The sequence below is a fragment of the Bacillus sp. HY001 genome, assembly GCF_007558965.1.
GTDB classification, from domain to species: Bacteria; Bacillota; Bacilli; order Bacillales; family Bacillaceae_G; genus Bacillus_A; species Bacillus_A mobilis.
The window spans coordinates 1-4,996 of the sequence record NZ_VLTE01000144.1 but is presented as its reverse complement, the minus strand read 5'-3'; the positions used below and the strand labels follow the sequence as shown (position 1 = coordinate 4,996).

The 4,996-nt window shown below is 38.2% G+C and carries 2 protein-coding genes and 2 pseudogenes; all 4 read left to right on the top strand.

All coding sequences use genetic code 11. The features are described 5' to 3' along the window. Positions 1 to 1,815, top strand: a pseudogene (locus FOT98_RS29290) (hypothetical protein); the annotation flags it as partial. Beyond that, entirely contained in the window at positions 1,812 to 4,019 is a 2,208-nt protein-coding gene (locus tag FOT98_RS29285; protein WP_000081398.1) for a lysozyme family protein, read from the top strand. The pseudogene FOT98_RS29290 and the gene FOT98_RS29285, both read left to right, overlap by 4 nt. Positions 4,020 to 4,035: 16 nt before the next feature. After that, a complete protein-coding gene (locus tag FOT98_RS29280) occupies positions 4,036 to 4,611 on the top strand; it encodes a hypothetical protein (protein ID WP_002163382.1) in 576 nt (191 codons plus the stop codon). A gap of 164 nt (positions 4,612 to 4,775) precedes the next feature. Further along, positions 4,776 to 4,996, top strand: a pseudogene (locus FOT98_RS29275) (hypothetical protein); the annotation flags it as partial.

Genomic DNA, 4,996 nt, shown 5'->3' with positions numbered 1-4,996 from the left:
AATCCAAATATAAATGCAATGGGTGTATCTAGTGTATCTGGCATTCAAAAAGCGGTAAATGGTGTAAAAACACATAGTTTAGCAAATGGATATGGAAACCAGAAACAAAAAGGTGTAAGTAATGTTGGGAATTTAGTACAAGCATCTACAGAATCCTTTAAACAAGGATATGCAGCAGAGAACAAAGCAAACTTTATGAAAAACTTGTCTCCAACTATGTCTCAAGCGCAAAAAGTAGAAGCTTGGCAGTCTCACTTGAATGATAAAGGGAATGAATTTAAAGCAGTCGCTCAGCAAGCAGCGGTACAAGCGGGTGCGATGCCCGTACAGGCAAAAGATACGAGTGGTAAGAGTCTACATAATCAATCGTATATTAATAAAGATGCCTTTGCTTCGCAATTGACGAAAGGTTTACAAAGTCATGCTAGTCTTGGAACAGTGAGTCAACAAGTAGGTTCTGGAATTACTAGTGCGATTCAAAGTGTTCGTTCACACGGTGTTGCGACAGGTGGTGCAATCAATAAAGCTGTGTTTGCAGCTACGCAAACGCAAGCGAGTATGGCACGTGCTGGAAATCTGTCTGTTTCTGAAATTGAGCGCTCGTATGCGGATGCATCAGCTAGTGTAGCAAATATTTCGCAAAGTGCTGGGAAAATGACGATTCCAACTTCAGCAGTGGGACGTATGACACAGCAAAGTAAGATGATTGGTGTAAGTATGATGGAAGGTGCCAAACATCTCGTGCATACAAAAGGTATGGAAAATATATCACAAGCATACTTTAATGCATCTAGTGCTGTTCAGCAGGCTGGTGGAAATGCAGTACAAAGAGTGATGAGTGGAACTGCAGCTGCCGTTCATACTTCATTAGGAGGTAATGCAGCAGAACGCCATTACAATGTGACAAAAGGATTAAGCTATGCAGCAGGTGTAATTGGTGGTGCAGGTGCTTACCAAGCTACTGCACGTATGGTAAGTAAACATAATCCATATAATAAAGCAGTTCAAACAGAAGCAAAAGAAATTCAAGAGATTAAGGGAATGGTACCAACAATAACAGATGCGACTGGAAGACAATCAGTTGCTCAAGGTGCAGTACGTCTTGTTACGACAAATAATAAATCATGGATTGAAGCGAAAGATTCCAGTGGAATGACACAAGTTGTATCTCGTTATGGTAGTGGTGATAGTAGCATTCGTTCGGGACAAGTTGTATATCAAGACTTAAATATTTCGGATGGACAATTAACGCAGTACCGTAATGGTATGAAAGCAACACCAGCATATATTCAAGATTCTAGTGGTGGGAAAATTAGTATCAATCGTTCTATCAATATTAATCCAAACCAATTAGTAGGAAATCAAAATCAAAGACCTTTACAACAAAAACCAGTATTTAGTGAACCGCCACTTACAGTAAGTCATAAGGTAGACAATGGTCACTTCTATATGTCTGATTTAGACCAGGGGGGATACCAGAATGTGCAAATGGTGGTAGAAAGAGATCGTAGTTATATGGTTGCGACAACTACAGACGGTACAGTGTCACGTATTTCTCCGTTCGGAAAAGGAGATACACGATTACAAGCAAACCAAAGAATTGAAAGGGTTTGTGAAGTGAAAGATAGCAGTATTAAACCGAGAGAAGAAATCCTAGTAACTCATACACAGGACGAAGTTGTACGTACAGAGACACATTTGAATTTATCAGAACATGACCCACAAAACCTGATTCCATTTGCGCCAAACCCTCGCTTAGCACAGCGAAGAAGTAGAAATAATGAAAATGGAAAGTATGGAGTGACAAGTCTATGAGTCAAAATCCTAACGATCCAAATAACCAGAAGAAAAGTAACCCTTTAAAAGATGCGACATCTCACTTTATTAAGAAAAAAGGGATGCAGGCAAGCGGGAAAATGGCAAAAATGGCAGGAAAAGCAGGAAGAGCGGCAGCGAAAGCTGCTGCCAAACTGCTAAGAGCTGGTATAGTGAAAATTGTCGGAGCTATCGTGGGAGCAGTAGGATTGCCTGTTGCTCTCATTATGGCTCTTATTATTACTGTATGTGTGATTCTAGCATCTTTTGTACCATTTACCGATGATGAGAGTAAAACAGAAGAGCAAGTCAAAAAGTATATGGAAATTTCAATGGCACTAAACGTAGACTGGAAAGAGGTCGTCGCTTTTGACATGGCTCGGTATGATAATGATTTGACTGGAAAAGATCCGCATGATGCTATATCATATTTCTTGGATATCCAATATGAAGAATATACGGAAAAAGAGGTATGTGAGGCAGGGCCGAATGGTCCTTGTGAAAAAAAGAAAAAGGAGATGCAAAAAACCAAATCTGAAAGTTATTCCGGACCAGATGTAAAAAAGATATTGGGAGATACAGATTTTAAGAAAAAAATAGATGAAATTAATGCAAGTGGTAGTAAAAAAGTAACAGTTTCTTCTCATGGATTAGAAAAAGCGATGGAGCTTGCAAAATTTAGTGAGAGTCAAAAAGATCGTGCGCGTGAGATATTAGCAGCAGGAATGTTAGAAGGAATGTATGGACATCTGGCACCTTCTAGTAATTTTGTTGGTGGTATGTGTGTAGGTAATGTGAGCCCTGGCGGAGAACCTGTTAACCTTAATGCAAAAGTTACAGGATACCTTCCTAAAATTAAAGAAATGGCAGAAAAACATGGTGTAGCTCAATATGTTGGTGTTTTGGCTGCCCAAATGATGCAGGAATCACAAGGAGAGGGAAGTGACCCGATGCAAGCTGCAGAAGGGCATTATGGAGACTTAAGTTCATCTTGTATAGGTCTAAAAGGAAGTGCTCGTATAGGGTGTATTAAAGACCCCAATATTTCTATTGAAGCAGGCGTACAAGAATTTAAAGATGTTTTAGCGAAGGCAAATGGAGATATAGCACTTGCCTTACAGAGTTATAATTACGGTCCTGGATTCATTAGTTATGCATTAGCAAAAGGTGGATATTCAGAAGAAACAGCTATTGCGTTTTCTAGGGAGCATGCTGGTGAAAATCCAGCAGGTTGTTCTGATCCTAATAACTTCCGAACCAAAGTTGGAGCGTGTTATGGAGATTACACTTACGTTTCCAAAGTTTTGAAATATTATAAAGATTTAGGTTGTGTAGAATCTGGAGATGGAGAATGGATTTCCGATAAAGGTTGGAAATGGCCAACGAAATCAGGGCGTATTACAGATACATTTGATGCAGTTCGTGGTGGAAAGCAACATAATGCTGTAGATATTGGAGCTATGACCGCTGGAAAAGCTGGAGACCCCGTGTGGTCAATGGAAGCAGGTATTGTAGTCCAAGCAGGTAATGTAAATGGTGGAGGTCTAGGTGTTTATGTAGACCATGGAAATGGTATTGTATCTCGTTACTTACATTTGAGTAAAATATCAATTGCACAAGGAACCATGGTGACGAAAGGACAAATTATTGGAGAGATGGGTGGTTCTAACTATGATAAAAACACTGGTTTCCTTAATATGAATGGCTACGCTGTTCATTTAGATTTCCAAATTCGTATTAACGACCAACCAACGGATCCAATGAAATTCTTTAAGAAAAATGATGATCCAGGACTATCATCTGGTGGTTCTCCTATTATGACGAATGACAAACGACAAAAAGTATTAGCAGAAGCGAAAAAATGGCTTGGTCAAGGAAAAGTGAGATATGTCTTAGGGGATCGTAATCCGCCAGGAGGTACTTCAGATTGCTCAGGATTTACTCAGTATGTATTTAGAACAAGTATAGGTGTACAACTTGGAGATTGGACTGGTGCTCAAGTCGGACAAGGAAAACAAGTGCCAGACATCAATCATGCGCAACCAGGGGATCTAATTTTCTATGAAAATCCAGGGCATGTTGCGATTTATATGGGGAATCAAAAAATGATTCATATTGGTGATAATAAGGGTGTACAAATTACAGGTCTAAACTATACGGCAAGAGGACAACATATGACACAAATCCGTAATGTTATAGACTGATAAGGGATGAGAGTAGATGCAGAAAATAATCAACATTTTATCTAATATGCCTCGTAAATACTTGGTCATATTGGGGATTATCGTACTAGTGGCAGGTGTTGCCACCTATAATACCATTCATGATTATATGCTGAAATCACAAGTGCAAGAGGAAGAGCAAGTAAATCAAGATGAAATCGAGATGCTTGGAGATAAACCAAAGAGATTTGATACAAAAGAAGAAGAATATATTGCAAAAACAAAAACAGTAGAGGATTTACTACGAAAAATTTCTAATAGTAGTTATGATGTTCCATATTTGTTTACAAAGGCTGGATTTGGTATTGAACCAATGAAAATGACAAGTAATGAACGTATGCTTGCTACAGAAGCTGTTCAAAGATATTTCCTAAATGGAGATAAGTTTTACAATGCACGTATTACCAAAATTGACCGCGGGAAAAAAGTAGATACATTTCATATAGAGGTTTTAATACAACAGGTAAACTTCTTGGAACCACGACAATTTAAAATTCAGGTAAATCAATATGCGCAAATTGTAACACCAATTGAACAAATACCGCATGGACAAGAAGAAGTTCCTGTGGATTAACTGAAAGATAAGGGTTGTGAATAAAAATCACAGCCCTTATTAAAAAATATAAAGAGTACCTAAAAATATTTATTGAATATTCTTAATTTTCTGATATAATAAAGTTATGGTTAAATGGAATTTGTATATATTAGTGAAATGATATAGATGTGGAGGTAAAAAGAATGAGATTATTATTTGGAACCGCAGCAAACTATTTTGCAGGATATTCTTCTGGAAGAGGCTCGGGACTTTTAGGGACAATATTTGGGTGGGCTTTATTAGTAGGTAGTGGATACCTGTTGATAACAAATTGGGATAGTATCACAGTTTGGATGCACAGTTTAGATATTGTAACAGGATTAGATGGTTATGAAGACATGAGCAATGGATTTATATTCATCTG

Excerpts from the sequence above, each read along its gene's own strand:
- FOT98_RS29280 (WP_002163382.1), top strand. The coding sequence starts at position 4,036 with ATGCAGAAAATAATCAACATTTTATCTAATATGCCTCGTAAATACTTG.
- FOT98_RS29285 (WP_000081398.1), top strand. The coding sequence starts at position 1,812 with ATGAGTCAAAATCCTAACGATCCAAATAACCAGAAGAAAAGTAACCCT.